At 63.9% G+C, this 26,711-nt stretch carries 31 protein-coding genes and 1 riboswitch; of the genes, 17 read left to right on the plus strand and 14 right to left on the minus strand.

Going from position 1 to position 26,711, the window contains the following annotated elements:
- Nucleotides 1-10: 10 nt before the first annotated feature.
- The gene (dinB, locus tag M3P36_RS05410) at nt 11-1,135 is read right to left on the minus strand and encodes a DNA polymerase IV (RefSeq protein WP_502798363.1); all 1,125 of its coding nucleotides are present in this window, start codon (nt 1,133-1,135) and stop codon (nt 11-13) included.
- A gap of 50 nt (nt 1,136-1,185) precedes the next feature.
- Here dinB and M3P36_RS05415 point away from each other — a divergent pair, with 50 nt between their 5' ends.
- On the plus strand, nt 1,186-2,457 hold the full coding sequence (locus M3P36_RS05415) for a multidrug effflux MFS transporter (protein WP_249702229.1): 1,272 nt from the start codon (nt 1,186-1,188) through the stop codon (nt 2,455-2,457).
- A gap of 5 nt (nt 2,458-2,462) precedes the next feature.
- The gene (glpD, locus tag M3P36_RS05420; protein ID WP_249702309.1) at nt 2,463-3,932 is read left to right on the plus strand and encodes a glycerol-3-phosphate dehydrogenase; all 1,470 of its coding nucleotides are present in this window, start codon (nt 2,463-2,465) and stop codon (nt 3,930-3,932) included.
- On the opposite strand, the gene M3P36_RS05425 is transcribed toward glpD, so the two are convergent.
- The 5 genes from M3P36_RS05425 to crtY are packed head-to-tail and all read right to left on the minus strand — an operon-like array spanning nt 3,933 to nt 8,784.
- A complete protein-coding gene (locus M3P36_RS05425; protein WP_249702310.1) occupies nt 3,933-4,970 on the minus strand; it encodes a phytoene/squalene synthase family protein in 1,038 nt (345 codons plus the stop codon). It abuts the gene before it with no gap.
- 56 nt (nt 4,971-5,026) lie between these two features.
- Nucleotides 5,027-5,608 (minus strand): LOG family protein, encoded by a 582-nt coding sequence (locus M3P36_RS05430; protein WP_249702230.1) that lies wholly within the window; start codon nt 5,606-5,608, stop codon nt 5,027-5,029.
- On the minus strand, nt 5,605-6,039 hold the full coding sequence (locus M3P36_RS05435; RefSeq protein ID WP_249702231.1) for an endonuclease domain-containing protein: 435 nt from the start codon (nt 6,037-6,039) through the stop codon (nt 5,605-5,607). The genes M3P36_RS05430 and M3P36_RS05435 overlap by 4 nt, the downstream gene beginning before the upstream one ends.
- Before the next feature lie 55 nt (nt 6,040-6,094).
- Nucleotides 6,095-7,591 carry a phytoene desaturase gene (locus tag M3P36_RS05440; RefSeq protein WP_249702232.1) on the minus strand — a complete coding sequence of 499 codons (1,497 nt, stop codon included), beginning with the start codon at nt 7,589-7,591 and terminating at the stop codon, nt 6,095-6,097.
- Complete coding sequence (gene crtY, locus M3P36_RS05445) at nt 7,588-8,784, minus strand: lycopene beta-cyclase CrtY (RefSeq protein WP_249702233.1); 1,197 nt, start codon at nt 8,782-8,784, stop codon at nt 7,588-7,590. Before crtY ends, M3P36_RS05440 begins: the two co-directional genes overlap by 4 nt.
- Before the next feature lie 152 nt (nt 8,785-8,936).
- Here crtY and M3P36_RS05450 point away from each other — a divergent pair, with 152 nt between their 5' ends.
- Complete coding sequence (locus M3P36_RS05450; RefSeq protein ID WP_249702234.1) at nt 8,937-9,530, plus strand: DUF2585 family protein; 594 nt, start codon at nt 8,937-8,939, stop codon at nt 9,528-9,530.
- 50 nt (nt 9,531-9,580) lie between these two features.
- On the opposite strand, the gene M3P36_RS05455 is transcribed toward M3P36_RS05450, so the two are convergent.
- The 3 genes from M3P36_RS05455 to M3P36_RS05465 all read right to left on the minus strand — a co-directional run bounded on the left by M3P36_RS05455 (nt 9,581) and on the right by M3P36_RS05465 (nt 12,843).
- Nucleotides 9,581-11,632, minus strand: coding sequence for an alpha/beta hydrolase family protein (locus M3P36_RS05455; RefSeq protein WP_249702235.1), 2,052 nt, complete (start codon nt 11,630-11,632; stop codon nt 9,581-9,583).
- A 106-nt stretch (nt 11,633-11,738) separates the two neighbouring features.
- Nucleotides 11,739-12,137: a DUF6152 family protein gene (locus M3P36_RS05460; RefSeq protein WP_249702236.1), complete on the minus strand. Its 399-nt coding sequence runs from the start codon at nt 12,135-12,137 to the stop codon at nt 11,739-11,741.
- 58 nt (nt 12,138-12,195) lie between these two features.
- Nucleotides 12,196-12,843: an SOS response-associated peptidase family protein gene (locus M3P36_RS05465; protein ID WP_249702237.1), complete on the minus strand. Its 648-nt coding sequence runs from the start codon at nt 12,841-12,843 to the stop codon at nt 12,196-12,198.
- A gap of 327 nt (nt 12,844-13,170) precedes the next feature.
- On the opposite strand from M3P36_RS05465, the gene M3P36_RS05470 reads away from it, so the two are divergent.
- The 9 genes from M3P36_RS05470 (at nt 13,171) to M3P36_RS05510 (ending at nt 21,124) form a co-directional block, all read left to right on the plus strand.
- Nucleotides 13,171-14,160 (plus strand): hypothetical protein, encoded by a 990-nt coding sequence (locus tag M3P36_RS05470; protein WP_249702238.1) that lies wholly within the window; start codon nt 13,171-13,173, stop codon nt 14,158-14,160.
- 105 nt (nt 14,161-14,265) lie between these two features.
- Nucleotides 14,266-14,375: riboswitch (TPP riboswitch) on the plus strand.
- Nucleotides 14,376-14,413: 38 nt separating this feature from the next.
- A complete protein-coding gene (locus M3P36_RS05475) occupies nt 14,414-14,812 on the plus strand; it encodes a hypothetical protein (protein ID WP_249702239.1) in 399 nt (132 codons plus the stop codon).
- A gap of 30 nt (nt 14,813-14,842) precedes the next feature.
- Nucleotides 14,843-16,702 carry a phosphomethylpyrimidine synthase ThiC gene (thiC, locus tag M3P36_RS05480; RefSeq protein ID WP_249702240.1) on the plus strand — a complete coding sequence of 620 codons (1,860 nt, stop codon included), beginning with the start codon at nt 14,843-14,845 and terminating at the stop codon, nt 16,700-16,702.
- A gap of 2 nt (nt 16,703-16,704) precedes the next feature.
- The gene (locus M3P36_RS05485; RefSeq protein WP_249702311.1) at nt 16,705-17,211 is read left to right on the plus strand and encodes a DUF3833 family protein; all 507 of its coding nucleotides are present in this window, start codon (nt 16,705-16,707) and stop codon (nt 17,209-17,211) included.
- Nucleotides 17,212-17,318: 107 nt separating this feature from the next.
- Complete coding sequence (locus M3P36_RS05490) at nt 17,319-17,891, plus strand: fasciclin domain-containing protein (protein ID WP_249702241.1); 573 nt, start codon at nt 17,319-17,321, stop codon at nt 17,889-17,891.
- A 250-nt stretch (nt 17,892-18,141) separates the two neighbouring features.
- Nucleotides 18,142-19,581 carry a P-loop ATPase, Sll1717 family gene (locus tag M3P36_RS05495; protein ID WP_249702242.1) on the plus strand — a complete coding sequence of 480 codons (1,440 nt, stop codon included), beginning with the start codon at nt 18,142-18,144 and terminating at the stop codon, nt 19,579-19,581.
- 113 nt (nt 19,582-19,694) lie between these two features.
- The gene (locus M3P36_RS05500) at nt 19,695-20,246 is read left to right on the plus strand and encodes a hypothetical protein (RefSeq protein ID WP_249702243.1); all 552 of its coding nucleotides are present in this window, start codon (nt 19,695-19,697) and stop codon (nt 20,244-20,246) included.
- 339 nt (nt 20,247-20,585) lie between these two features.
- Nucleotides 20,586-20,927 (plus strand): HPF/RaiA family ribosome-associated protein, encoded by a 342-nt coding sequence (locus M3P36_RS05505; RefSeq protein WP_249702244.1) that lies wholly within the window; start codon nt 20,586-20,588, stop codon nt 20,925-20,927.
- Entirely contained in the window at nt 20,927-21,124 is a 198-nt protein-coding gene (locus tag M3P36_RS05510) for a hypothetical protein (RefSeq protein WP_249702245.1), read from the plus strand. Before M3P36_RS05505 ends, M3P36_RS05510 begins: the two co-directional genes overlap by 1 nt.
- A gap of 10 nt (nt 21,125-21,134) precedes the next feature.
- Here M3P36_RS05510 and M3P36_RS15145 read toward each other — a convergent pair whose 3' ends face one another.
- The 3 genes from M3P36_RS15145 to M3P36_RS05520 are packed head-to-tail and all read right to left on the minus strand — an operon-like array spanning nt 21,135 to nt 22,087.
- Complete coding sequence (locus M3P36_RS15145) at nt 21,135-21,266, minus strand: hypothetical protein (protein WP_283773338.1); 132 nt, start codon at nt 21,264-21,266, stop codon at nt 21,135-21,137.
- A 36-nt stretch (nt 21,267-21,302) separates the two neighbouring features.
- Nucleotides 21,303-21,767, minus strand: a complete 465-nt coding sequence (locus M3P36_RS05515; protein ID WP_249702312.1) for a YaiI/YqxD family protein — start codon at nt 21,765-21,767, stop codon at nt 21,303-21,305.
- A 5-nt stretch (nt 21,768-21,772) separates the two neighbouring features.
- The gene (locus M3P36_RS05520) at nt 21,773-22,087 is read right to left on the minus strand and encodes an alkylphosphonate utilization protein (RefSeq protein WP_249702246.1); all 315 of its coding nucleotides are present in this window, start codon (nt 22,085-22,087) and stop codon (nt 21,773-21,775) included.
- Nucleotides 22,088-22,335: 248 nt separating this feature from the next.
- Here M3P36_RS05520 and M3P36_RS05525 point away from each other — a divergent pair, with 248 nt between their 5' ends.
- The 3 genes from M3P36_RS05525 (at nt 22,336) to M3P36_RS05535 (ending at nt 23,390) form a co-directional block, all read left to right on the plus strand.
- Nucleotides 22,336-22,548, plus strand: a complete 213-nt coding sequence (locus M3P36_RS05525) for a cold-shock protein (RefSeq protein ID WP_249702247.1) — start codon at nt 22,336-22,338, stop codon at nt 22,546-22,548.
- A gap of 94 nt (nt 22,549-22,642) precedes the next feature.
- Nucleotides 22,643-22,909 carry a hypothetical protein gene (locus tag M3P36_RS05530; RefSeq protein ID WP_249702248.1) on the plus strand — a complete coding sequence of 89 codons (267 nt, stop codon included), beginning with the start codon at nt 22,643-22,645 and terminating at the stop codon, nt 22,907-22,909.
- 40 nt (nt 22,910-22,949) lie between these two features.
- Nucleotides 22,950-23,390, plus strand: coding sequence for a COG3650 family protein (locus M3P36_RS05535; RefSeq protein ID WP_249702249.1), 441 nt, complete (start codon nt 22,950-22,952; stop codon nt 23,388-23,390).
- Here M3P36_RS05535 and M3P36_RS05540 read toward each other — a convergent pair.
- Nucleotides 23,372-23,968 (minus strand): pyroglutamyl-peptidase I family protein, encoded by a 597-nt coding sequence (locus M3P36_RS05540; protein WP_249702250.1) that lies wholly within the window; start codon nt 23,966-23,968, stop codon nt 23,372-23,374. The genes M3P36_RS05535 and M3P36_RS05540 overlap by 19 nt on opposite strands.
- A gap of 29 nt (nt 23,969-23,997) precedes the next feature.
- Nucleotides 23,998-25,443, minus strand: a complete 1,446-nt coding sequence (locus tag M3P36_RS05545; protein WP_249702251.1) for a S41 family peptidase — start codon at nt 25,441-25,443, stop codon at nt 23,998-24,000.
- Nucleotides 25,444-25,734: 291 nt separating this feature from the next.
- Between M3P36_RS05545 and M3P36_RS05550 the strand changes: the two genes are divergently transcribed.
- Entirely contained in the window at nt 25,735-26,358 is a 624-nt protein-coding gene (locus M3P36_RS05550) for a YbhB/YbcL family Raf kinase inhibitor-like protein (protein ID WP_249702252.1), read from the plus strand.
- A 57-nt stretch (nt 26,359-26,415) separates the two neighbouring features.
- Nucleotides 26,416-26,667 (plus strand): SWIB/MDM2 domain-containing protein, encoded by a 252-nt coding sequence (locus M3P36_RS05555; protein ID WP_249702253.1) that lies wholly within the window; start codon nt 26,416-26,418, stop codon nt 26,665-26,667.
- The last annotated feature ends 44 nt before the right edge of the window (nt 26,668-26,711 follow it).

A 26,711-nucleotide genomic window follows, 5' to 3' on the forward strand; every position in this document is an offset into this window, starting at 1 on the left:
GGCAGGGAGACTAGAGCAAACTCAACTGCCCGTCCTCCCGCCTTGCCTCCCTGCCGCCTTCGTTCTCAAGGTTTGCCAGGGTCAGCCCCATCAGGCGGATCGGGCGGGAGAGCGGCATCTCGTCCTCCAGCAACCCGCGGGCCGTTGCGGCGAAGGTTGCGCGGTCCGCCACAGGCTGGGCCAGGGTGCGCGAGCGGGTGGCGAGCTGGAAATCGGTGTACTTGAGCTTTAGCACAACCGTCCGCCCCTTTGCGTCCTTCTCCGCGATCCGGTCCCACACGATGGCGATGATCCGTTCCAGCGTCTCGCGCAGTTCCTCCGGCGCGGAGATATCCTCGAAGAAGGTCCGCTCGCCGCCGATCGACTTGCGGATACGGTTGGCGCGGACGGGCCTCAGGTCGATCCCCCGCGCCGCGCGGAACAGGTATTCGCCGAAGCTGCCGAAGTGGCTGCGCAGCCAGTCGGCATCCCTAGCCGCCAGGTCCGCGCCGGTAACGACGCCGAGGTTCGCCAGCTTCTCCGCCCCGCGCGGCCCTACGCCGTGGAACCGGCGCACCGGCAGCGATTGCACGAAGCGTTCGCCCTGTCCCGGACGGATCACGCAGAGGCCGTCGGGCTTGTTCTGGTCGCTCGCCAGCTTGGCGAGGAACTTGTTGTAGGACACCCCCGCGCTGGCGGTCAGCCCGGTCTGCGCCCGGATTTCGGCGCGGATCAGCTCGGCAATGCGGGTGGCGCTGCCGATCCCGCGAATGTCGTCAGTCACGTCGAGATAGGCTTCGTCGAGGCTCAGCGGTTCGACATGCGGGGTGAAGCTGCGGAAGATCGCGCGGATCTGGGCCGATACCTCCTGGTAGACGTCGAACCGGGTCTTGCAGAAGATCAGGTCCGGGCACAGGCGCTGGGCGGTCACGCTGGGCATGGCGCTTTTCACCCCGAATTTGCGTGCCTCGTAACTTGCCGCCGCCACCACGCCGCGCCCGCCCGCGCCGCCCACGGCCACCGGCTTCCCGCGCAGCTCCGGATTGTCCCGCTGTTCCACGCTGGCGAAGAAGGCGTCCATATCCACGTGGATAATCTTCCTCAGGCCCATGGCGGCCTTGCCTTCATCGTCCTCGCCTGGCGGATCATTGGCCATCATGGATCTTTAGGGCACTTTGCACAGCCAGCGCCATTGTCTAAGCGACCATGATGCCACAAACCCCAACCACGACCGAGTCTGCCCCCAAGCTACCAATGGGCAAGCGCGAGCTGATCGTGTTGCTTGCCCTGCTGATGAGCCTCAACGGTCTCGCCATCGATGCCATGCTGCCCGCGCTGGAGGACATGGCGGCCGACCTCGGCGTGATCGACGGCAACCGGCGGCAACTGGTGGTGGCGGTCTATTCGATCGCCATGGGGGTGGGCTGCCTGGTGCCTGGCGCCTATGCCGACCGCTATGGCAGGCGGCCGATCCTGCTGCTGGCGCTGGGCTGCTATGTCGGCTTTGCCCTGCTGGTTGCCGTGCTGCGCGATTTCGAGATGGTGCTGCTCGCCCGCATTGTCGGCGGAGTGCTGGGGGCGGGCCTGATGGTGGCCCCCATGGCCATCGTGCGCGACCTCTATGAAGGCGACCGCATGGCCCGCCTGATGTCCATCGTGGCGGCCGTTTTCATTACTGTCCCCGTGGTTGCCCCCAGCCTGGGGCACGCGGTGCTGCAGGTGGCCGGATGGCGCTGGATCTTCGTGACCCAGGCGGCCATCGGCGCGCTGGCGGCGGTGTGGGTGTGGTATCGCCTGCCCGAGACTCTCGCGCCGGAAAACAAGCAGCTCATCAACCTGCCGGTGATCGCGCGCAACATGCATGCCGCCCTGATCAACCGCCAGTCGATCGGCTATGTCATCGGCACCCTGCTGGTGATGGCCGGGGTGTTCGGTTACGTGAACATCGCGCAGCAGCTGTTCATCGGACATTTCGGGGTGAGCGATGACGCTTTCCCGCTGCTGTTCGGCGGCACGGCGGCGATGATGGCCGTGGCCAATATCACGAATTCGCGCATCGTCATGCGGTTTGGCGCGCGGCGGGTGAGCCATACCGGCATTTTCATGTTCATTGCGGTGAGCGCGATGCAGGTCTGGGCGAGCCACTACCGCGCCGGCCAGATCGAATGGTTCCTGCCGCTGATGGCGCTGAACCTGGGCCTGCTCGGCTTTTTGGGGGCCAACTTCGGCTCCATCGCCATGCAACCCTTCGCGCATATCGCTGGCGCGGCGAGTTCTGTGCAGGCTTTTTTCCGCATGTTCGGCGCGGCCATGGTTGGGCTGCTAATCGGGCAATCCTATGACGGCACGGCGCGGCCCTTTGCCCTGGCGCTGCTGATCTGTTCTACCCTGGCGCTATGTTTCGTGCTCTATAGCGAAAGGGGCGTGCTGTTCCGCCGCCTGAACGTGAAGCCGCCGAAGGAGCGCATCATACCGTGACCGACATGCCGACATTCGACCTCATCGTCGTCGGCGGCGGGGTCAATGGCGCCGGCGTGGCGCGCGATGCTGCGGGGCGCGGGGCGAGCGTATTGCTACTCGAAGCGGCTGATCTTGCCAGCGGCACGTCCAGCAAATCGACCAAGCTGGTCCACGGCGGGCTGCGCTATCTCGAACATGGCGAATTCGGCCTGGTGCGCGAGGCGCTGGGCGAGCGTGAGACCCTGTGGCGGATTGCGCCGCATATCGTGCGCCCGATGCGCTTCGTCCTGCCGGTGAACAAGGCCATGCGCGCCCACTGGATGCTGCGCGCCGGGCTGTTTCTCTATGACCACATCGGCGGAAAGCGTAGCCTGCCGGGCAGCGCGGCGATTTCGTTCGACGACCATCCGGCGGGCGAGCCGCTCTATGCCGAGATCATGTCGGGATTCGAGTATTCCGATGCCTGGGTGGACGATGCGCGGCTGGTGGTGCTGAACGCAGTCGATGCGGCGCGGCGCGGGGCCACTGTGCGGACCCGCGCGCCAGTCACCGCGATCACCCGCGAGGGCGAGCTGTGGCAGGTGACGGCAGGCGGAGAACACTACATTGCCCGCGCACTGGTCAATGCGGCAGGCCCGGGGGTGGACGACCTGGCGAGGCTGGCCGGAACCGCGCCCAAGTATTCCGTCCGTCGCGTGCGCGGATCGCACATCGTGGTGCCGAAATTGTTCGATCACGATTACGCCTACATCTTCCAGCAGCCCGATACCCGCATCTGTTTTGCCATCCCCTATGAAGGCCAGTTCACGCTGATCGGCACGACCGATGCCGACCACAAGGGCCCGCTCGACAAGGTGGAGCCCGATGCGGACGAGATCCGCTATCTGTGCGATGCGGTGAACCGCTATTTCGTGAAGAACATTACCCCGGCCGATATTGTCTCGACCTATGCCGGGGTGCGGGCGCTGGTGGATTTCGGCAAGGATCGCCCTGAAGCGGCAACGCGCGGCTATCGCCTGGTGCTGAGCGCCGAGGACGAGGGCGCGCCGATGCTGGGCATCTATGGCGGCAAGCTCACCTCCTATCGCCATGTGGCAGAAGAAGCGGTGGACCTGCTGGCTACGCGGTTACCGGCTCTCAAGGGCGATCACTGGACCGCAGGCGAGGCGCTGCCCGGCGGCGATTTCCCGCGCGATGCGGCGGGCCTGCTGGTGGCCGAACTGCTGGCTGAATATGCCTTCCTCGACAAGGCCGAGGCCACGCGGCTGGCGCGGGCCTATGGCCTCGATGCCGTGGTCTGGCTGGGCGACGCAAAAAGCCGCGCCGACCTCGGCCGCGATTTCGGCAGCGGCCTGAGCGAGGCCGAAGTGGACTACCTGCGCGAGGCGGAATGGGCGGTGACGGCAGAAGACGTGTTGTGGCGGCGCAGCAAGCTCGGCCTCCACATGGACGAGGGCCAGCAGGCGGCGCTGAAGGAATATATGGGCGGCTGATCAGGCCGGCCGCACGTCCTCGTCCCTGAGCGGGGTATCGGGAATCGGCGCGGGATCGCCGGCCATGCGCGCCATGGCCATCAGGTCGCCCCGGCTCCAGCGCGGCATTGTTGCCACCGGCGGGGGCTGGCGCAGCGCCTGGCCGAAGGCGCGCAGCACGTGGCCCAGCTTGGCAAGCGCGCCGGTGTGGACCCGGTGATCCCAGGCTGCTGCTCCGCGCTGCCGCACCTCGCGTCCGATCGCGCCATAGATATTCGCCGCGGCCAGCACGGCCCAGCGCTGGCGGAAGGTGAGTCGTGCGGCGCCAAGCCGGGCGGCGGCCTCGTGTTCCTCGGCCATGTCCACCAGCCGCCGCACCATGGTGACCAGTTGCGGGCGGTAGCGTGGCTTCATGTGCTGGCCGGGGGGAATGTCGGCCTCGACGAGCCATTCGACCGGCAGGTAACAGCGCCCCGCCGCATCGTCTTCCCACACGTCGCGGGCGATATTGTTGAGCTGGAAGGCAAGGCCGAGGTCGCAGGCGCGGTCCAGCGTGTCGTGATCGTCGGCCGCAACGCCCATGACGCGGGCCATCATCACGCCGACAGCGCCCGCCACGTGGAAGCAATAGCGCATCAGGTCGCCCTCGGTGCGCGGACGCCAGTCGGCGGCGTCGAGCGCGAAGCCGTCCACCACGTCATCGGCCATCTCGCGGGTCAGGCCGCATTCGTCGGCTACCAGGCCCAATGCGTCGAAGGCGATGTCGGCGGTGGGCTGGCCGTCCAGCGCGCGGTGGGTGAGGGCGCGGATCGCTTGAACCCGTTCGACCGCCGCGCCATCGGCCTGCGACAGCTCGCCACCGTGATCCTGCCCGTCGGCCACGTCGTCGCACTTGCGGCACCAGGCATAGAGCAGGTGCGCCCGCTCGCGCGTGGCCTTGTCGAACAGCAGGCTGGCCACGGCAAAGCTTTTGGAGCCCCTGGCGATGGATTCGCGCGCTTCGTCCACCAGTTCGGCCCGCTCATGCCACCCGCCCGGCTGGCGCGGCGTCTCCCGCACATGGAGCGAGGGGACGAGCGTGCGCCCGGCTTTGCGCCCGGTGGTTCCCTTGCGCTTCACAGGTCGTCCGCTCTGATCTGCAGCACATTGGTGGTGGGGGTAAAGGTGGCCATCTTCTCCAACAGGTCGCGGATCGTTTCCGCAGCGATGATGATGCCACGATGGGCGGGGCGGACAAAGCCCACATCGCCCATCTTGCGGTTGAATTCCAGCAGGCCGTCATAGAACCCGAAGGCATTGAGCAGGCCGACCGGCTTGGCGTGATAGCCAAGCTGCGCCCAGCTCACCGCTTCCCACAATTCGTCCATCGTGCCGACCCCGCCGGGCAGGGTGACGAAGCCGTCCGACAGGTCGGTGAACATGCGCTTCCTCTCATGCATGCCGGGAACGACATGCAATTGGGTGCAATCGTGGTTGGACAACTCGTGCCCCGCCAGCGCTTCCGGGATCACCCCGATCACCTCGCCGCCAGCTTCTAGCGCAGAGGTCGCCAGCGCCCCCATCAGGCCGACCCGGCCCCCGCCATAGACCACGCCAATCCCGCGCTCCGCCAGCGTGCGGCCAACCTCGCCCGCCAGCGCGATATAGCGCGGATCGGCCGGCGTGGCAGACCCGCAATAAACGGCAAGCCGCTTCATAGAAAATCCTCCCCCAGCGGGGGAGGGGGACCATCCGCAGGATGGTGGAGGGGCGAGCGGCGCTCTGCCAAACGCGCTTCTCGTTCCTGACAGACAACCACAATCCTCAACACCACAGCCTCGATATCCTGCAACACAGCCTTGGCAGGAACTCGCAAGGTGGCAACCCCCTGGGTGCTCAGAAAGGCGGAACGCTCTTGATCGCGCATAACGCGCGGTTCGCTGTCATGTGCCATGCCATCGACTTCGATGGCGAGGCGGAGCGCGCCACAGTAGAAATCCAGCACAAATGGCCCTGCCGGATGCTGGCGGCGAAACTTGTAGTCGCCCGGGCGCTTGCGCAGCTCGCGCCACAGCATTGTCTCGGGCAGGCTCATCTCGCTGCGGAGTTTGCGGGCGAGTTTCACCGTGCCCTTGGTGCCGGTGATCACGGTGCGCGCCCCTCCACCATGCTGCGCATGGTCCCCCTCCCCGTGCCGGGGAGGATCAACCCAGCAGGTCCTCGATCATCAACCCTGCCGTCGCCTTGGCGCTACCGACCACGCCGGGAATGCCCGCGCCGGGGTGGGTGCCTGCGCCCACAAGGTAAAAGTTGGAGATCACATCGTCGCGATTGTGGCCGCGGAACCAGGCGCTTTGCGTCAGCACCGGCTCCAAGCTGAAGGCGCTGCCGAGGTGGGCGTTCAGGTCCTGGCTGAAATCCTTGGGGCTGTAATGGAAGCTGGTCACGATCCGGTCATGGATGTCGGGGATCAGCCGGCGGCCGATCTCATCCAGGATGCGCTTTTCCAGATGCGGGCCGACCACGTCCCAATCGACATTGAGCTTGCCCCGGTGCGCCACCGGCACCAGCGCATAGAACGTGCTCTTGCCTTCGGGCGCCATACCGGGATCGGTTACCGTGGGGTGATGCAGGTAGATCGAGAAATCCTCCGGCAGCACGCCGTGGCTATAGATATCGTCGAGCAGGCCTTTGTAGCGCGGGCCGAACAGGATCATGTGGTGCGGGATGCCGGGCCAGGTGCCCTCGATCCCGAAGTGCACAACGAACAGGCTGGGCGAGAAGGTCTTGCGGCCCAGGCTCTTGGCCTGCGACTTGCCGCGATAGCTGTCGCCCAGAAGGTCGCGGTAGGAATGCATGATGTCGGCATTGCTGGCCACGGCATCGAAAGTGCCCGACCAGCCGCTTTTGGTGCGCACGCCGGTGGCACGGTTACCCAGCGTTTCGACCCGTTCCACCCCGTCACACAGCCGCACCGTGCCGCCCAGCCGCTCGAAATGGCGGACCATGCCGGCGATCAGGCGATTGGTGCCGCCGCGTGTCCACCAGACGCCGCCATCCTTCTCCAGCTTGTGGATCAGGGCATAGAGCGCGCTGGTCTTCATCGGGTTGCCGCCCACCAGCAGGGTGTGGAAGCTCAAGGCCTCGCGCAGCTTCTCGTTGCGGATGAACTTGGACACCATCGAATAGACCGAGCGCCAGGCCTGGTACTTCATCAGCGCCGGGGCGGCCTTGATCATCGACTTGAAATCGAGGAACGGCACTGTGCCCAGTTTGACATAGCCTTCCTGGTACACGCCTGCGGCATAGTGCAGGAAGGCATCGTATCCGGCCACGTCGGCGGGATCGAGCTTCTCGATCTCCTTGCGCAATTGCGGCTCGTCGTTCGAATAGTCGAAGTTGGTGCCATCGGGCCAGTTCAGCCGGTAAAACGGCATGACCGGCATCAGTTCCACGTCCTTCGCCATGTCGGCACCGCTCAGTTCCCACAGCTCGCGCAGGCAGGCGGGATCGGTGACCACGGTTGGTCCGGCATCGAATGTGAAGCCGTCCTTCTGCCAGAAATATCCGCGCCCGCCGGGCTTGTCGCGGCTTTCGATCACCGTGGTGGCGATCCCGGCGCTTTGCAGGCGGATGGCGAGCGCGAGGCCGCCGAACCCGGCTCCGATCACGCAGGCGGTGCGGGTTGTGGAGCTGGTCATCGTGGATCGCTTTCTTGGGTCAGGTCGAGGGATGGACGCTTGGTGACGAGTGCCCGCATGGCACGCATCACGGGAACGGGCGGCTTGCCGATCAGGATCCGCGCCTTGTCGGCAAAAGTCGAACGTGCGGCATAGAACCGTTCCACCAGGGGTTCGGGCAGGCGATAGAATCGCTCGAATATCCCAGCACGCCGGTGCGGCAGGGCCGCGCCGAACAGCATGGAGCCGAGCAGGCGGTAGAAACCGGTCGCGGCCCAGTGCCGCCGCGCCATGGCATCGATGCGCGCTGCCAGCTGGTCGCCCGGGAGGTCCGCCTCGGCTGTCACGGCCAGCGCTGCCTTGACTGCGAAGGGCAGGGTGTAGCTGGTCAGCGGATGGGTGAACAACCCGCGCGCACCCACCAGGGCCACGCCGGGAATGCGCAAGGGTTCCAGGTGGCGCGCCGGGTCACCGCCGGTAATCACCGGCAGCACGCCCGTTTCAAATCCCAGCAGCTCGCCCTCCCAGCCGTGCTGGCGGCAATAGAGGTCGATCCGGTGCGACAGGGCGGCGCGATCCAGTTCGGGCGTGTCCTGGTAATAGGTATCCTCGACGAACAGCTCGTGTGCGCCCAGCGGCAGGACATAGACGAAGCGGTAGCCGCCAAGCTGGTCGACGCTGGCGTCCATGATAACTGGCCGCTCCACCCCATGGGGTTCGTGCGTCCTGAGGTGGCGCCCCATGAACACCTGCCAACCGCCCGAAAGGTGGGGTGAAGGGGCAAAGCCGCGCGCATCGATCACGGCGCGGGCGGTGATGCGGCTGCCATCGGCCAGGGTCATTCCGCCAGCATCCAGGCCTGCCACCTGCTGGCGCAGTATGATCGTTCCGGGTGCCAGCTCGCGTTCCAGGGCGGCGGCAAAATCGGCCGAGGCCATCGAGCAATAGGGGGTGGCAAGACGGCGGCGGTGGCCGGGAAACACCACTTCGTTGCCCGCGTCCCACTGTGTCTTGCGGATCGGATGGAGCAGCGCCTCGCCTTCGGCAGACAGGTCGCTGGCAAACCACGACCAGCGGTGGTTGCCGCCGGGCATGTCGCCGCTCTCGACCAGCCGCACAGACAGGTCGGGTCGCTCCTGCGCCAGGGCCAGCGCGATCAGGCCTCCTGCAAGGCCGCCCCCGGCAATGGCTATATCGCATGTCCGCCCGCTCATGCCCAAATCCCTAGCCTATTGAGCGAAAGGCGCAATCATGGGCGCAAGGCGGTATGGGCCAAGGGGCAGAAGGGGCACTTGCCAAGCAGGCGCGGACAGGGAACAAGATCAGGTAAATACAAGGCAAATATTGCGGGGGGTCGCAGGGTCGGATGATACAGGGCAGGAGGCTGTGGCCGCACAGGCGTGCGTGGATTGCGGCGCTGGTGGTTTTCGTGGCGGCGGTGGCTGTGCTGTTCGCCATGGACCGCCCGCCGATCTGCACCTGCGGCACGGTCAAGCTGTGGCACGGCGTGGTGCAATCGAGCGAGAACAGCCAGCACATCACCGACTGGTATGCCCCCAGCCATTTCACTCACGGGTTGCTGATGGCGGGCGCGGCCTGGCTGCTGTGGCGCAAGTGGAAGCTGTTCGGCGGCTACCCCTCGCGATGGGCGCTGCCCATTGCAGTGGTGGTTGAAGCCGCCTGGGAAATCGCCGAAAACACGCCGATGGTCATCAACCGCTACCGCGAGGCGACGATCAGCCTGGGCTATACCGGCGACAGCATCGTCAATTCTGCCGCCGACATCGGCTGGATGGTGGCAGGCTTCCTCCTCGCCCTGCGCCTGCCCGGCTGGGCCAGCGTGGCGCTAGGCCTGTTCCTCGAGCTGCTTGCCCTGGCGGTGATCCGCGACAACCTGACGCTGAACGTGCTGATGCTGCTCTATCCGGTTGACGCCGTGGCCCAATGGCAGGCGGGATAGAGCAGGCGGGCTAGGGCAGACAGCTTAGGACAGGCGGGGGGCTGAGGAGATTAATCCTCCCCCTCATCCTCCACCGCTGCCACCATGGGCCGGGGGCCGGGCATTTCGGCCTGGCGGTTGCCGGTCATCAGGTAGGTGTCGAACCAGTCCATCATGCGCAGGGTATAGTCATAGCGCGATGCCGCCATGGCATTGCCGTGGCCTTCACCCGGATAAAGCACCAGCCGCACGGGGGTTTCCGGCTTGCGGATGCGCAGGTGGCGGTAAAGCTCCATACTCTGGGTGGCGGACACGCGGGTATCCTCCTCGCCGTGCAGGATCAGCAGCGGGGTCTCGGCCTTGTCGACATGGAAAATGGGGCTGCCTTCCAGCAGGCGGTCCCATTCCTCCCAAGGCCACTTGCGATCATGCACGAGGTACAATTCGTTGGGAATGTCGCTCGTACCGAACTTGCTGATATTGTTGGAAATGCCCACGGACATGACCGATGCGGCAAATTCCGCGCTATAATAGGTCGCGCCCCAGGCGCTGGCATAGCCGCCATATGACCCGCCGGTGATGCCCACGCGGTCCGGATCGGCAATGCCCATTTCGGCCAGGGCATACTTGGCATCGACCAGGTCATCGAATTCCTTGCCGGCATAGTCGCCCTGGTGCTGCATCGAGAAATCCACTCCATAGGCAGTGGAGCCACGGTAGTTGGGCAGGAACACCGCATAGCCGCGGCCCGCCGCCACCTGGCCGGGCTTTGAATAGCCGGTCTGCCAGCCGTTGCTCTCGTGCGCTTCGGGCCCGCCGTGGACATCGAAGATCAGCGGTGCGCGTTCGAACGGGACGCCGCCGACCGGTTCGATCAGCACGCCCTCGATCTCCTGGCCGTCGCGCGCGGTAAAGGTCACGGCGCGCTGCACGCCCATGTCGATCTCGGCCAGCCACGGGTTGTGTGCGGTCCAGCGCTGGAACTCGCCGCCGGTCAGCAGGAACAGTTCGGTCGGATGGGCAGGACTGTTGGCCAGGGCCACCAGCCGGTTGCCGCCCTGCTCCAGCCGGGTGAAGATCAGGCCATCCGGGTCGATCTCGCGTTCCAGCCGGCCATTGGCATCATAGAACCGCAGCACGCTCTGCACGCCGACATCGACCGTCACGGCCAGGCGACCATCGGCCATCCATTCGGCATCGGTCGCAGCTTCGGCGGCGCCGGCATTGAGCGCGGTTATTTCTGCCGTGGCGACATCGACCAGGTGCAGCGTGGTCTCCGCCGGATCGTTGATGCTGACCCCGGCGATCAGCGACAGGTGGCGGCCATCGGGCGAGATCTCGATATCGCCGATCTTGCCCGGCGTTTCGACCACCCGCACCGTGCCGCTGGCAAGGTCGAGGATATGGGGGCGGCGGGCCATCAGGTTGTCGTCCACCAGCGTGGTGGGGGCCGAGGTTATCACCATGAAGGTGCCATCGGGGGCCAGCATGATCTGGTCCACGTGGCCGGGAACTTCCAGCTCGCGCGGCGCTGCATCCACCTCGGCAGTGCCGCTGGCGGCCACGAACAGGCGGTTGAAGCGCTGCTCTTCCTCGTAAACGCGGGCATTGAAACCGCGCCCTGCTTCAGCTTCGCGGGCGGTATCGGGAGCAGGGCCGGCCAGCAGGTAGGTGCTCTCGCCGCTGGGGGCCATGGCATAGGCCAGCACGTTGACTTCAGGCACGGCCGCCAGCTTGCGCGGTGCGCCGCCGTTCACCGGCACGCCCCACACGGCGCGCTTGTCGTCACTATCGGCCCACAGGTAGGTGATCATCGATCCATCGGGCGAGAAGCCGATTGATCCCGGGCTGACATCTTCCGGCAGATAGGCGCGGGCCTGCATCGGGGCATCGGCGAGGTAGAGCCGCTGGGTAAGCCCGCCGTTATCCTCGCCCGCCGTCACATCGGGGCGTGAGGCGGTGGTATAGGCGATGTGCGAACCGTCGCGCGAGATCGCCACCGATCCGGTGAACTCGATCCGCGCCACGTCCTCGGGCGTCATCGGACGGGCATGGGCGTTATGGCCGATGGCGGCGGACAGCAACAGGGCGCTGGCAAGCAGCGCGCGGCGGGTCGTGTTCATGGGGGGCTACGCCTCGTGGAATCAGGTTACGGGTGTAACCGCCATAGCCGCTGGTCAGGACAAGGCAAGAGCCCTGGCGGCAGGCGGCGCGGATTTCGGTTGCCGTTCAGCCTGTTGGCGAGAGCGTTTTCTCGCGCTGGGGATAGACGTCGAACGTCCGCCCGCGCACGGTGATCGTCTCACCCTTGAAACTGCGCACCGACATATCGCGCGCCCGGTGGCCGGTAACGGTTGCCCGGTCGCCCGCAGCGGCATGGTCTGCGCCAAAGCCCGACCTTTCGGCCACGATCGGCGGGGACAGATCGACCGACCATTCCATGCCCATCGTATCGCGCAGGCGCAGATGCATGTGCGGGTTGGTGAAAGTGATCGACAGGATCTCGCCGGTCAGGCGGCTTTCGGCATCCTGCGTCCAGCCCCAGCCGTGGTGGGCGGCAGAGGTAGGCGGAAGAGCCAGCGCGGCGGCGGCGGCAGCGGCGGGCAGGGCGATAAGGGACCGTTTCATGGGCCAATCTCCTTGTGCGTTCATCCCCTCGGACGCAGGTTATAGCACAGGTCGCGCCTCAGGCGAAGGGATCGAGCAGGCGGGCTTCCATTGCTTCGGCCGGAAAGGGCGCGACCAGCGCGCTGGCCCTGTCCCACCCGGCGTGGAGCCACAGGTCCTGCGCGGCAGACGTGGGCGGCACGATCACCGGCATCCGTTCGCGCCCCAGGCCTTTCAGCAAGCCATTGGCCGGGCAGGTGAGCAGGGCAAAGCCCGGCACCTCGCTATCCTTCCACACGGCGGCAAAGGCGATGAGTGGCTGGCCCGGGCCAGTTCCGGGACAAGTGATGGAGAACCGCTCGCGCCGCCCCTCCACATCCACGCCCGCGCCCCATTCGAAGAAGCTTGTGGCCGGCACCAGGCAGCGGAACTCGCTGTTGCGCAGGTTGCCGATCCAGAACGGACTGTCGGTGTTGCGCACGCTGGTGATGGCGCGCCCGGCATCATGGGCCGACGGCGGCGGCGGCACGCCCCACAGCCTGGGGACCATCCGCCGCGGCCCCCGCTCCGGCCTCGGTCCGGCAATGAACTCGCGCCCCGCCGTGATGACCGGCGCGAAATTGCCCGGCGCGACATAGCCGCCCGCCCACGGATCGTCCCCGGCGCGGGCGGCAAAGGCGCGGGCGATATGGGCCGCCGGGGCGTCGAGGCGGTAGAGCATGGTCATGTGCCGACGTGATGGCGCGGATGAGATGGGCGGGCAAGCAGCAGCGCCAGGTTGGCCGCGCACCGCCGCAACTGATGTACCCTGGCAGCATGAGGAAATGGAGTACTAGCGCCAGCCCGGTGCCAAGGCCCAACTCAACGGTATGTCGCCTCGGGCCCACGGTCTAAACCCATGGAACAGTGCTCGGTGCAGGGCTCTGGGCGGGGCTCTGGGCGGGGTTGTGTTCGCAGCAAGGCACTGCCGCCAATCAAGTTGACTGCGCCGGATGGCTCGATAACAAAATCCGCGTCCATTGCTCGATAGGGGGCTCGGGCAAGGGGGGTATTCATGCGTTTGATCACTGTGTTGGCGACAATAGCTGCCAGTTCACTCGCTCTCGCCGGTTGTGGTGGAAGTGGTGGCGGTTCCGGCGGCGGGGCGACACCCACGCCTGGCCCGACACCAACTCCGACGCCAACTCCGACGCCAACTCCCACTACCGCTCCGATATTTTCCTATGCCAAGATCAACGCGCTGACGGCGGATCAGAGTTTCGCCACTGCCTGCATCCGCTATGGACGGCTCGCCAGCGGCGCCTTCGCCCTCAATGGCACCGATTTATTCAACACTGTCGGGCAGGGGAAATACACCGCAGCCAATCAAGGCTGGACGCTGGACGGGGTCAGGACATTTTTGCCCGAGCAAATCACATCCAATTTGCCCCAGTTCACTGCCTATTCCTTCCCCAGCAATCTCAATCCCACCGAAACCTTGCTTCTCACCAATCCCGGATCGGCCACCGCTGATGCTGCTGAATATGGCCGCTTTGGGCACTACAAAGTCCTGCAGGCGAGCAACGAGACCGGCGGCACCTTGTGTGCTTTCGGCATCCCTTCCTTTTCTGCAGATATACCCGCCGCGCCCGCCGTCACCTACACGATCATCGATGTAGAAGGCTTCACCGCGACTTCGACTTCGCCAACAGATTCGATCGGCATTACCGAAGGTAGCGGCACAATCACGCGCAACACGCAGACAGGCGAGGTGTCGTTTTCGCTGTCATTTCAGCTAAACACCTCTGGCAGTCCGGTGATGGTTGGGCCGCTTACCGGCACATCGGATTTTGACCAAACGAACAATCGGCTGGGCTATACCTCACAACTGGAAGCAAGCCCCTCTACGGCACTGCCGGGTGTTTTGGAGTATTCCATCAATGGCGGCTTCTTTGGCCCCGGCGGCATCGAGACGGGCTTTGTGATTTCGGCATTTCTCGACCAGAACAATGACGGCCTTACCGAACGCCACCTCCTGCTCACAGGCCACGCGCGGCGCAATTAACGGCTGCGCGCCTGCCCAAAAGGCAAGGAGCGGGCGCCAGTCAGCGCGGCGCGTCACCTCACCCTTCCACACCGCTTGCCACATCCCCCCCACTCCCCTAACCTCCATCCATCCCCGGGGAGCGCGCCTGCGCTGAGAGGGGTGGGCTAGGCTCCACCCGACCCGTTGAACCTGAACCCGTTAGCACGGGCGGAGGGAGGGCCGGCGCACATGCCGCAGAACCCTCTCCCGCCTATCGCAGGAGAGCACGCACATGGCCCAAGAATCCGATATTTCCGCCTGGATCGCCCTGTTCATGGGGCTCTATGCGCTGGGCGCGGCGATGGGCGAATTGCGCAGTCCGGGAAGCTGGGCCGTCATGCTCGACAACTTCGAGAAGGGCGAGGGGCTGCGCTTCCTGACCGGCATCGTGGTGCTGGCGCTGGGGGCCGCGATCTACCTCGTCAACCCATACAATTCCGCCGACTGGCTGAGCGTGGTGGTCACCCTGATCGGCGCGGGCATGGTGCTGGAAGGCGTGGTGATCCTGGCCTGGGGCCGCCCGTTCTTGCACTTTGCATCGCTGTTGCTGGGCGCGGTCAACCGCGTGTGGGCGTTGCTGGCCTTCGGCATCGGGCTGGTGCTGATCTGCGTCGCCCTGCTGCGTTTCTGATAATCAATCTACAAGAGAAAGACGGATCAAATGGCTGACATTAACAGCAAGCTCGAAATAGGCGTTACGACGGGTCCGATCCGTGGTTCTGCCAAGGTCCATGTCGGGCCGCTGAAAGTGGCCATGCGCGAGATTTCGCTGGAGCCTTCGAGCGGCGAACCGCCGGTGCGGGTCTATGACACCTCCGGCCCCTATACCGATACCAGTGTGCAGATCGACATCGCCAAGGGCCTGCACCAGTTGCGCCGCGAATGGCAATTGGCGCGCGGCGATGTGGAGGAATACACAGCGCGCGAAACCAAGCCGGAGGACAACGGCCAGCTCGGCCCCGATCGCAGCGGCGGCGTGGCGCCGTTTCCCAATGTCCACAAGCGGGTGCTGCGCGCCAAGCCGGGCATGAACCTTTCGCAGATGCACTATGCCCGCCGCGGCATCATCACGCCCGAGATGGAATATGTCGCCGTGCGCGAGAATATCGGGCGCGAGATGGTGCGGGCGCATATTCGCGACGGGCAGGATTTCGGCGCGAGCATTCCCGACTATGTCACGCCCGAATTCGTGCGCGACGAAGTGGCGCGGGGCCGCGCGATCATCCCCAGCAACGTCAACCACCCCGAAGCCGAGCCGATGGCCATCGGGCGCAACTTCCTCGTCAAGATCAACGCCAACATCGGCAATAGTGCCGTGGCGAGCGATGTGGCGAACGAGGTGGACAAGATGGTCTGGTCGATCCGCTGGGGTGCGGACACGGTGATGGACCTTTCGACCGGGCGAAACATCCACGACACCCGCGAATGGATCATCCGCAACAGCCCCGTGCCGATCGGCACCGTGCCGATCTATCAGGCGCTGGAGAAGGTCGGCGGCGTGGCCGAGGACCTTACCTGGGAGATCTTCCGCGATACCCTGATCGAACAGGCCGAGCAGGGCGTGGACTATTTCACCATCCACGCCGGCGTGCGGCTGCCCTATATCCCGATGACCGCCAAGCGCGTGACCGGGATCGTCAGCCGTGGCGGATCGATCATGGCCAAGTGGTGCCTCAGCCACCACAAGGAGAGCTTCCTCTACGAGCATTTCGACGACATCACCGAGATCTGCAAAGCCTATGACATTGCCTATTCGCTGGGCGACGGCCTGCGTCCCGGCTCCATCGCCGATGCCAACGACGAGGCGCAGTTTGCCGAACTCTACACCCTGGGCGAGCTGACCAAGCGCGCCTGGGCGCAGGACGTGCAGGTGATGATCGAAGGCCCCGGCCACGTGCCGATGCACAAGATCAAGGAGAACATGGACAAGCAGCTGGAGGCCTGCGGCGAAGCGCCGTTCTACACCCTCGGGCCGCTCGTCACCGACATTGCGCCGGGATACGACCACATCACCAGCGGCATCGGCGCGGCGATGATCGGGTGGTATGGCACGGCCATGCTCTGCTACGTCACGCCGAAGGAGCATCTGGGCCTGCCCGACCGGGATGACGTGAAGGTGGGCGTGGTGACCTACAAGCTGGCGGCCCACGCGGCGGACCTCGCCAAGGGCCACCCGGCGGCCAAGGTGCGCGACGATGCCCTGTCCCGCGCCCGGTTCGAATTCCGCTGGCGCGACCAGTTCAACCTCAGCCTCGATCCCGATACGGCGGAACAGTACCACGACCAGACCCTGCCTGCCGAAGGCGCGAAAACCGCGCACTTCTGTTCGATGTGCGGGCCCAAGTTCTGCAGCATGAAGATCACCCAGGAAGTGCGTGACTTCGCGGCGAAACAAAACTCCGGCATCGAAACCTTTGTTGCGGCAGAGGAAGCGGAAGCAGGCATGGAACAGATGAGCCGGGTCTATAACGAAGGCGGGCGCGAGCTCTATATCGGGCAGGGCGACAGGGAGCACGATTGAGCGTGCGCCGCACCATGAAGCTGACCATGGCCGCGCTCGCCCTGGTGGGTTCGGCGGGGCTGCACGCCCAGTCGGCACCCAGGGCCGCGACCTTCGATCCCGCCGCCTTCTTCACCGGCCGCACGGTGAGCCAGGGCACGCTGTCGCAGATCTTTTCGTCCACCAAGGAGACCAATGTCACCACCTTCGGCACCCTGCGTGCCCCCGGCGACATGGAACTGGACCAGCAGGTGACGATCGGCAACGAACCCACCCGCCAGCGCACCTGGCGCCTGCGCGAGACTGCGCCGGGCCGCTTTGCGGGTACGATTACCGATGCCGGGCCGGTCAGCGGCTCGGTATCGGGCAATGCCCTGACGCTGACCTATACGCTGGATAACAACCTCAACGTCCACCAGGTCGTGACGGTGAACCCCGGCGGGCAGAGCGCGGAGAACGTCATGCGCATCCGCCGTTTCGGCATCACCGTGGCCCGCCTGACCGAGACCATCCGGCGCGAGCGAAGCTGACCCAACCCTGAACCTTTGGACAGGTCGCCACGGAACCCTTCGTGCTGCATCTGCGTTGTGGACGGGAATCTCCCCCCTTAACGACACCTGTCCCGGAAGGATCACTCATGACCAAACGCTTTATGCTCCCCCTGCTGCTCGGCACCGCGCTGACCCTCTCGGCCTGCGGCAACGACGCGGCCGAAGACACCACCATGGATGACGGCATGGCCGACACCATGACGATGGAAGAAGGCAACACCATCGTTGATGTCGCCAGCGGCAACCCCGATTTCTCCACCCTGGTCGCCGCCGTGCAGGCCGCCGGACTGGTCGAAACGCTGAACGGTGATGGCCCCTACACCGTGTTCGCCCCCACCAACGCGGCGTTCGACAAGCTGCCCGATGGCACGGTCGAGACCCTCACCACCACCGAGACCCAGCAGCTGTCCTCGATCCTCACCTATCACGTGGTGAGCGGCGAAGTGATGGCCGCAGACCTGATCGCCGCCATCCAGGGCGCGGGCGATGAAGGCTATGCCATCACCACGGTGAACGGCGCGACGCTGACTGCCATGATGGCCGAAGGCGGCGTGCAGCTGACCGACGCTGCAGGCAACACCGCCATGGTGACCATGACCGACGTGGACGCCTCCAACGGCGTGGTCCACGTGATCGACACGGTGCTGATGCCGGAATGATTTCTATCGCATAGCGCGGCGTAAAGCGGCGTGAGCCAAGAGAGGGCGGGTCCGTGGAGGGCCTGCCCTTTTTTGTTGGAGGGAACCCTGACTGATATTTCCATTCTCATTGCCAGGAAGGTCTGCCGCAAAGATGGGCACCTTGCTTCCGACACCTATACCAATCCACCAACTTCCAACAAAATCTCTGGACATATCCAGAGCTGTTTGCCCATTATCTCGCGCAAATCAAATTTGAAGTGAGGATCGAATGAGCCAACCTCGGGATTTTTTCAAGGAGATATCTAGTTGGCCTATTGAAGCGCTCGACGAAGATATTGCACGGTACTTTTACCACTTTGAGGACGTATCTTTGATTGAGGGCGGTAAAAGAAACGTAGTAATTGGAAGGAAGGGAACAGGAAAGACAGCCATTGCGGAATACATAAGGAATAAAAGTAAAAATATTGGCGTCGCAAAACTTCTTTCATTTAAGAATTTTCCATTCAACCAGCTTTATAGCCTTGACGACAATTCTTACACTTCGCCAAATCAGTATATTTCTGTTTGGGAATATGTTATTTATTGCACGATATGCTGCATGATGATCGAAGATAATACAGTTGATGAACTTAGGAGGAGGCAGCTTAGGGGCTTTTTTGATATTGATATCGAGAATGCATTGTCGAACTCAATACAGAAGATCAGCGATCGTTCATTTAGTTTAAATATATTGGGCCTCGGCGGTGGAGTTGGTGGAGCTAAAGACAAAAATGCATTTCTTGAAATTTCTCAAAGAAATGAAATATTAAAAAAGTATATATCACAGAATATTTCGAAAAGATCATATTACATTTTATTTGATGCACTCGATGAGGATTATAAGGGAGTCCTTCGTCCGGATAGAAAGGAAAAATATTTCGATCTTTTGATAGGATTGCTTAAAGCGGTTCAGAACGTTAGGCGCTCATTGGGTGAAACGCATAACGTGGTTCCGCTAGTCTTCCTGAGAGATGATATATTTGATTTGTGCAGGGATCCTGACAAGAACAAATGGCTAGATCGGGCGATAGTTTTAGACTGGAATTTGAGCTCAATAAAGAAGCTCGTTGCCTATAGGTTAACTCGGGCATTGGATGCTAATGCAAGTCCGCAAGATTTCGAAAAAATTTGGGGGAAATATTTTTCCGATGCTGTGAGGCATGACCGAAGGCATCGAAAGACGGAGGACGCATTTACTTATGTTCGACGTTTTACTTACGGTAGACCTAGGGATTTTGTGAGTTATATCCGTGAATGCGCAAAATTAGCTCTAAATGATGGTGTCGATTTTGTTTCGGGGGCAATGATTAAGCGCGCGAACGAGGGTCACTCGGAGTACTTGAGAGGAGAAATCATCGACGAGACATATTCTATTTTGGAAAATATCCAAGAAATACTAGATATGCTTGCGGAGCACAGAAAATACATATTTTCACAAGATGAATTTAGAAAGCTGTATGATGCAGAGTTTAAAAATGACGTTTCTGATAGCTATAAACTCGGCGCGAACGAGGTATTGAAGCTATTATATCATTTTAATGTCATAGGAAACGTTGTTAGAGGTTCGAATCATCAAGTCTTTTCTTATTCCTCTAATAATAAAAAACTGAACCCGAGGGAAAACATTTGTATTCACGTTGGCCTTTTGAAGGCCCTTGATATCCGGTGAATGACAAATTGACGTGCCAAGTTCCCAGATGGTTTGTGTGGTTAATGTTCCCAGTCTCTGAGAGTTTCTAAAACCCTTTCCTACACCCCCCAAACCATGCTCGGCTCCCGCGCATGACCCAGCAAAACCTCCCCACCGCCGCCGCGCCCGCTCCCGCACTGTCAGCATCTGGCGCCAGCCCCAACACCAGCCTCGCCCGCGTGCAGAACCCGCGCGAGTGGACGCAGGCCAAGCAGGCGGAGTTCCTGCGGCAGCTTGCCGCCACGCACTGCGTCAGCACGGCAGCGCGGTCTGTCGGGATGGCGCGGCAATCGGCCTATCGCTTGCGCAACCGGTTGAAGGGCCAGCCGTTCGACATTGCCTGGGCCTGCGCATTCCGCCGCCAGTTCGATGCCCTGGCCGAGGCCGCGCTCGACCGGGCGATGAACGGGGTGGAGGTGCCGCATTACTACCGGGGCGAGCTGGTCGGCACGCACCGGGTGTTCAACGAAACGCTGACCCTGGGCCTGCTCGCCCGCCACCACCGCCTCACCCCCATCCCGCCCGATCGCCACGCCGAACAATACGACTTCGCGCCCGATGATTTCGAGGCGCTGGTGGAGCGGGTGGCTGGCGGCGACGAGCTGTGGGCGGATGATGTGGGGGATTGTGAGGAGGGGGAGTGAGGCTCGAGACACAGACTGCCCGCCCCCCGGAGGGGAGTTTCCAGCGCCTTCCTTCCTGCTCCCCTCCCTGTGGGAGGGGTTGGGGGCGGGCAGGGATGGGTCCGCGCTTCTCCCGGGGGGGGTGTCACTTTGTCCACCCGCCCGAAACCCGGCGCAAACCCGCACAAATCCGCCATTTCCAGCGCGCGACAAAGGTGACACCCTGTCACTTCTGTCACCTTTGCCGCTTTATCCCGCTGGCCGCCTGATCTATGATCGCCAGCGGAGGGGAGACGGGGAACCCCGGTGCAGCCTGTCCGGTTGACCGGGTATCACCGCCAACCACAAAACGGAGCAATCATGGATATCCAGTTCAACACCGACAGCAGCATCATGGGCACCGAGAACGTGGCCGAACGGGTGGAAGCGCATCTGCGCGATCGCCTCTCGCGCTTTGCCGAGCGGCTCACCCGGCTGGAGGTGCACCTGACCGATACCAATGGCGCCAAGGGCGGGGCCGACGATGTGCGCTGCATGATCGAGGCGCGGCCGCGCGGGGGCGATCCGCTGTCGGTCACGGCCAATTCCGCCACTGTCGATGCCGCCGCGCGCGATGCGGCGAACAAGCTGGTCACCGTGCTGGACCGCCAGTTCGGCAAGGCGGGGCGTCACCCGGCTCCACAAGAACCGGTCATCGATTGATGGCCGACCTTTACCTGAAAGCGCTGGAGGCCGAGCGCAAGCAGCTGTGGGCCACCTGCCGGCTGAAGGGCCTGCCCAAAGGCACCCCCGAACGAATGCGGATCGACGAGCTCGACCGCCTGCTGGCCGAGCACAAGGCGAAGGCCGATGCGAAGCTGGGGGCCAAGGTGGCGGGCAAGGCAGGGACGCAGGCTTGAGCGTGGGGGCCTAGCGGTTCTTCATGTTCTCGAGGCCCTTCACGCCGCCGGGAGCAAGCGGGGCGAGCGCGGCGTTGGTCTTGGGCTTTTCCGCCTTGGGTTTGCGGATTTCCTTGTTCGACTTCTTCTGACCCTTGGCCATGGTGGTTCCGATCGCGGGCGGGATGCCCGGGGCAGGCTATAGGCCGCTGCGGGCCAGCTTGACCAGCACGGTGTCGAGTTGCTGCAGGAAGCGCGACCGGTCGGCCTTGCTGAAAGGGGCAGGGCCTCCGGTGATGCCGTCGGCCCCGGCCCGCAGGTCGGCCATGATGGCGCGGGTGGCAATGGCCCCGCCGATGGAGCCTTGGGTGAACGGCTTGCCGTTGTTGCCGATCACGGTCGCCCCCGCCTTCAGGCAGCGGTCGGCCAGCAGGATGTCGGCGGTGATGACCACGATTGCGGGGCTGGCGTGGTCGGCGATCCAGTCATCCGCCGCGTCAAACCCGCCGTCCACCACGACGCGGGTGATGGAGGGGCTATCGGGAATGCGGAAGGGTGAATTGCTGACGACCTTGACCGGCACCTTGTGGCGCAGGGCCACGCGGTAGATCTCCTCCTTCACCGGGCAGGCATCGGCATCGACGAGGATGGTGAGGCTGGTGATAGGCGCTACCTCTTGCGGACGAATTCGGCGCGCAGGACCAGGCCCTTGATCCCGGGATAGCGGCAGTCGATCTCCTGCGGATCGCCGGTCAGGCGGATGGAGGGGATCACGGTGCCCTGCTTCAGCGTCTGCCCCGCGCCCTTGACGTCGAGGTTCTTGATGAGGGTGACGGCATCGCCATCCGCCAGCAGGTTGCCCACCGCATCGCGCACCTCGACCACGTTCTCGGCTTCACGCGCCAGTTCGTTGCGGGCGGCGAGTTCGGAGGCAGGCAGCCACTCGCCGCTGTCCTCGTCATAGACATAGTCTTCGTCGCTCATGGCTCTGTTCCCTCGGTTGCAGAGGGCCGCATGGCACCATTGGGCGGGCGAGGGAAGCGATCGTTAGGTTTTCCGCCGCAGGCATGCTACAAGGCAATCGCTGACGTCGAATATTGCGACGGACTTCGGCTTTTGACGACCGCCTAACGGCGCAAATTAGACGACGACTTCCTTTCTCTGGACGCACTGACGCACGACCCTGGCTGCATGTTGCAGTCACTACCAATGTTCTGTGAAAGGAATACATCATGGCCAAGACTGGCACCGTCAAATTCTTCAACTCGGACAAGGGCTATGGCTTCATCCAGCCCGACGACGGCTCGGCCGACAGCTTCGTCCACATTTCGGCCGTGCAGGCCGCGGGCATGACCTCGCTCGATAAGGACCAGCGCCTCAACTACGAGATCGAGCAGGGCCGCAACGGCAAGGAAAGCGCCGTCAACCTGTCGTCGGCCGACTGATTTCAGCTGACTGCCGGGCGCGGCATCCTGCTGCGCCCGGCAATTCCCTTGCGGCTCCGTCTTACAGGCAGGCCCGCACAAAGGAGCAGCTGCAATGAACCAGTCCTTCACATTCCTCGATGCCCGCGCACGCGAGGCCGAGGCAGAGGCTGCCCGCGCCACCCTCGACAACGTCCGCGAACGCGCAATGCGCTCCGCCACGACCTGGCGCACCATGGCCGACAAGGCGCTGAAGGTTGAATCCGACCGCGCCCGCGCCGAAGTCGAACGCCTTGCCCGCAAGGCCGATGAACTGGCGCAGGAACAGGCCGCCCAGCTCGAACAGGAGCAGGTAGCGCACTACAGCCAGGCGGCGGAATAGCCGACTGGCGCGCTGCCGCCGGCCCCGCTATGCCGGGGCCATGCGAACACCTACAGCCATTAATCTCGCCCTGGCGCTCTCCCTGGCCCTGGCCGCCTGCAACAGCGGGCCCGAGGCCGACCTGCCCGGCAATGCAGCAGACGACCAGCCCTTTGCCGCCATTGGCGAGGACGAGACGATCCGCCTTGTCGGCACGGAGCCGTTCTGGGGCGGCGATATTGCCCATGGCATGCTCACCTGGTCCACGCCTGAAAACATCGACGGCGAGCGGGTGCCGGTCACCCGGTTTGCCGGGCGCGGCGGGCTGTCGTTCAGCGGCGAGCTCGACATGCGCCTGTTCGACATCGCTATAACCCCGGCCTCGTGTTCCGACGGGATGAGCGACCGGACCTATCCCTATGTCGCCACGGTGCAACTGGGCGACCAGCAACTGCACGGCTGCGCCTGGAGCGAGAACGAGGGTTATTCGGGCGGCGAATAGCCGGCCAGCGTCCGCACGATCCGCGCCACGGCATCGGCCATGACATCGAGCGGCAAGGTGGAAGCGGCATTTGCTGCCAGCGGCGTTCCGGCGATGGCAGGCAGGTGGACGAACAGCGCTCTGGTTGACAGGCCGCGCGTGGTCACCCGGTCCAGCGCATGGCGGTAGGCGAAGTTGCACAGGTACTGTCCGGCATCGTGCGAGATCGAACAGGGCGCGTGGGGCGCGATGATATCCCGCAATTCACCAAGGTCAATCGGGGTGGCAATCGCGGGGCCATTGCCCTGCCGGGCCACGAAGCCCGCCACATCGGGCGCGTCGGGCGCACACATCGTGGTTGCCCGCGCTTCCAGCGTGATCCCCGTTGCGCGGTGCGAATAGCCGGTCAGGACCAGGGCTGCGGGACCTTCATCGAGCAACAGATCGAGCGTAGGGCCTACTGTCCGGTAATCGACATCGAGCATGGCGAGGCGCGTGGCAGCGGGCAGCAGGCCGGGATCCCGCGCTGCCAGATGGGCCACCAGCGCCTCGGTCGGGTTGGCGGCCACGCCGGGAAAGGCGCGGAAGCCGGTCAGCACGGCCGGCCCGGCAACCTTTCCCGCTGTGGTCAGAAAATCCCCGGCACGTTCTGCTGCACGGTATCGGGCCGCTCCGGTTGCAACAGCTCGCGTCCGCTGGCGCGCTGGGTTGTGGCCGTGGTGCCGAACGGCGTGCAGCCGCGCCCGCCGACGAAATCGAGCGCGACCGACAGCATGTCCTCGCGCGGGTCGCCAAGCTGGAAGCGGATATCGTCATTGGCACGGCAGGTTTGCGGAACGGTGCTGGCGAGGCCGGTGTAATAGTCGCTTTGGCGGTTGGCGTTCTCCACCCGCAGCGCCACCACGCGCAGCCGGTCATCGCAGGCGGCGCGGTCGAGCGCGATCTGGCCGACCGGCTTGCCGAAAGTGTTCTCGCCCACCAGCGCCAGTTCGGTTGCGGGCAGATAGGGCTGCATCGAATTGATGATCATCTCGCTGGCACTGGCCGATCCCCGGCTGGTGATGAAGGCGATGCGGGTGGGCTGGATCGATTGTGGCTGGGTACGGAAGCGATAAGTGGAATTCTGCCCCGCTTTCGATGGGCGGAACGTAATGTAATCGAACACCTGGCCGTTGAGATTGCGGCCCATCAGGTCACCCATCAGTTCGGCGATCGAGATCAACCCGCCGCCGTTGTAGCGCAGGTCGATCGCCAGTTCGGTGACACCGGCATCGCGAAACGACTGGTAGGCCGCGCGCAGGTCCGCATCGGCGGTGTCGATGAAGGTGCGCAGGTTGATATAGCCGACGTGCCGCCCGCCATCGTTGATGATCGAGAAGCCATAGCGGTTGGAAACCGGATCGAGCGCGTAATTGGCCTTGGCCATGGTTACCACACGCTCCACCCCGCCGGCATCGCGGATGCGGAAGACGCGCGTGGTGCCTGGACTGTCGGGCCCCATGGCCTCGATCACGCCGAACGGGCCTTGCGTCGCCATCAGCGAATTGACTGTCTGCAGGTTTGCCTCGCTGGTGCCGATGGCGAGCAGTTCGCTACCGCGGTCGAGCCCCTGGCCCAGGGCCGGAGTACCCTCGAATGCCTCGATCACGAAGACCCGGCGGGCGCCTGTGTCATAGCCAAGGCGGAAGCCGAAGCCGGCAGTCTCGCCCTGTTCGAAGAAGGCGTTCTCCTCGGCGATCGAGGTGATGTAGGTGAAGTATCGGTCGCGCGACTGGGCGCGGGCCGGGGCTACCAGCGCGTCGATATAGCTTTGTACGCTTGTATGGGCGGCCTTGTTCACGCCCGATGCCAGCAGGTCGGGGAACAGATACCATTCCTGCATCTGCGCCAGCACCCAGTCCTGCCGCGACGACAGCGAACAGGTCGCGCTGGTGGGCGTGGGCGTAGGCGTGGGCGTAGGCGTGGAGGTGGGCGTTGGGGTGGGGCCGGTCCCGCCGGTCGGGCCGCTCGATCCGCCGCAGGATGCCACCATGGCCGCGCAGGCCAGCGTCAGCGCGAGATGCGAGGATTTCATGGCGGCGGCTTCTCTCCATAAGGGAATCGTCATGGATGTCTGGGGGTTAGGGTTCTTGCGCCCTTGGGGGGAGGCTATCGGCGGGTCGGGCTGCTGGCAAGCGGAGTAAAGCGGCCATTCTGCTGAAAAGTGGCGCTCAAAGGCGAAAGATCGACAGAACAAGCCGCTCGCGCCCTTGCCAAGGCGCTTGTTGCGAGGCACATCGGCCCACCGCAGTCCTTTGGGGAGGGACTGAATCGTTTACGCCTGCCCGCATCGACGGGCGGCAAATTGAGGAAGCGCGAAGTCACCATGTCCGATGTTGTGCCCCAATGGCTCGCCAAGGCGCTGCACAACCCGCGTCCCGGCCATGCCGGGCTGGTTGTTGCGCGGCTGGCTGCTGCTGGCGAAATTACCGAAGGCATGCTGGGCAAGGGCGGGTTGAAGCTGACCAGCGCCGCCTTTGCCGATGGCGAGGCGCTGGACCCCAGCTTTACGGCCGACGAGGAAGATTCGGTGGCACCGCCGCTTGAATGGACCGCACCGCCGCCGGGCACTTTCGAACTGGTGCTGATCGTGGAAGATCCCGATGCGGTGGCCGCCAAGGACGGCGCGCCGTTCTGCCACTGGGCAGTGTGGGGCCTTGCCGGGCAACGCGGCAAATTGCTGGAAGGCGAAGTGCCGCCGCGCGTGGGCAAGAACAGCTTCGGCAATTCCGAATGGCTGCTGCCCGATCCGCCGACCGGCGCGGACCCGCACGATTACCTATTCCAGCTCTTCGCGCTTGACCTGCCGCTCACCCTGATGCCGGGGGCCAGCCGCGAAGAACTGGTGGAGGCCATCCGTGGCCATGTAACCTCCGTTGCGCTGCTGACCGGGACCTATGCCCGGGAAGAGGGTGGCGACTACGATTTCGAGGACGAGGACGAAGACTGAGTTTGGGACCGAGCCCACAGGTTCGGATGATCATTTTTAAGAGGGAAGGAAAGTACTATGGCTGCCAAGAACAACGCGCTGAACAAGCCGGTTACCCTGTCGAGCGAGCTGGAAAACGTGGTCGGCAAGGGCCCGATGACCCGCGCCGAAGTGACCAGCAAGGTGTGGGTCTATATCAAGGCCAACGACCTGCAGGACAGCAAGGACAAGCGCCAGATCAACCCCGATGCCAAGCTGGGCGCGGTGATCGGCAAGGACCAGATCTCGATGTTCAAGATGACCGCTGCGGTGTCGAAGCACCTGAGCTAAGTCATCCGCCTTTCGGGGCAGAGACACTTGGCGGGCGGGAGGCG

The sequence above is a fragment of the Altererythrobacter sp. KTW20L genome (assembly GCF_023501975.1).
GTDB lineage: Bacteria > Pseudomonadota > Alphaproteobacteria > Sphingomonadales > Sphingomonadaceae > Alteraurantiacibacter.